This window comes from Allobosea sp. TAB14 (assembly GCF_052113865.1).
In the GTDB taxonomy this organism is placed as follows: domain Bacteria; phylum Pseudomonadota; class Alphaproteobacteria; order Rhizobiales; family Beijerinckiaceae; genus Allobosea; species Allobosea spartocytisi.
The window spans coordinates 1-1,352 of the sequence record NZ_JBFRDQ010000364.1; the positions used below are offsets into that span (position 1 = coordinate 1).

At 65.9% G+C, this 1,352-nt stretch carries 3 protein-coding genes; all 3 read right to left on the reverse strand.

Translation table 11 applies throughout. The features are described 5' to 3' along the window. Positions 1-201: DUF3302 domain-containing protein (locus tag AB4Y99_RS27635; RefSeq protein ID WP_441525602.1), on the reverse strand; the 201-nt coding region annotated here is incomplete at its 3' end. Between the two features lie 21 nt (positions 202-222). Continuing rightward, entirely contained in the window at positions 223-1,212 is a 990-nt protein-coding gene (locus AB4Y99_RS27640; RefSeq protein WP_441525603.1) for an HAD family hydrolase, read from the reverse strand. After that, positions 1,199-1,351, reverse strand: coding sequence for a DUF1622 domain-containing protein (locus tag AB4Y99_RS27645; RefSeq protein ID WP_441525604.1), 153 nt, complete (start codon positions 1,349-1,351; stop codon positions 1,199-1,201). Before AB4Y99_RS27645 ends, AB4Y99_RS27640 begins: the two co-directional genes overlap by 14 nt. Position 1,352: the final 1 nt, after the last annotated feature.

Here is a 1,352-nt window from a genome sequence, read left to right on the forward strand (position 1 = left end):
GGCCCAGATCAGCACGATTGGCCATAGCACGAAGCCGAGGAGCAGGGTGACCCAGCCCCCGACCGTGACCGCCTCGGCCCATGGGTGGTTACGCTTGCGGGCGATCACCCCGGGCAACGAGCCTATGAAGGCGATCACGACGACCGTGCTCAGGACCAAGACGGTCAGGACGATCCAGGCGAAGATGTCGAGGCCGGTCATGGCGGTCTCCCTCGGGGCGGCTCAGGGAAAGACCGTCTTCCAGTCAACCTTCATGTCGACAATCGTCCAGGCCTTTGCCTTGCCCTCGTCGAGGGCCTTGTCGAGCTTCCCGATGTGGGATTCTCGGTCGTAGGCGTATTCGCGCTCGGCATCGGTGTGGTGGACGATGCCGGCGAAGCGCGCGCCCGTCTCCGCCATCGTCCACTGGAGCATCTGCAGGTCGCCGTCSGAATTGCCGAAGGCCARGATCGGTCGSCGSCCGATGAAGYGGTTGATGGCCACGGGCTTGCCCGGGCCCTCGTCGACGAACTCGATCTTGGGCATCTTCATGAGCACCGGCTTGCCGTCCGCGCCGAGCTGGAACTCCACCACGCCAGACGAGCCGACGATCTGCTCGGGCGGGATGCCGTAGACCTTCTCCACCCAGGGCCGCATGAACTCGATGCCGCCGGCCGAGACGATGTAGGTCTTGAAGCCGTTGCTGCGCAGATAGGCGAGCAGCTCCAGCATCGGCTGGTAGACAAGCTCGGTGTAGGGCCGGTCAAAGCGCGGGTGCCGGGCAGCAGGGAGCCACTCGTTCACGCTCCGAGTGAACTCTTCGGTCGTCATGCCGGTGTGGCTCGCCGCCACGACCGCGAGCAGGCCCTTCACGCCGCCCGCGAAGAAGGTCTTCATGTCGCCGTCGAGGAGGGACTGGAAGGGCTGGGTGGTCTTCCATTCCGGATGCTGCGGCGCCATCGCCTTGGCTCGGTCGATCGCGAAGGCCGCCTGGAAGTAGATCGGGTGCTCGCACCATAGCGTGCCGTCGTTGTCGAAGGTGGCGATGCGCTCTGCCGGCGGCACGAAGTCCGGCGTGCCCTCCGCGGTCACCCGCGCGACGAAGTCCGTGATGGACCTCTTCGTCGCGCCCTCGTTCCAGGACGGCAGAGGGTCGGCCTGCGCCTGCGCGAAGCTCGCCCCCAGGCTCAACGTCGCCGCAAGCACGGCCGTCGATAGATCATTCAAGGTCATTGCGCCCCTCTGTCTGCTTGGCCCCAGCCTCGGTCCGGGCGAGGTCCCTCTCCAGGAAGTAGTTGAGGAACGTCCGGATCACCGCGATGATCGCGATGCGCCCGAGCGTTTCCCATGTCGTCGAGATCGCCGTCTCGATG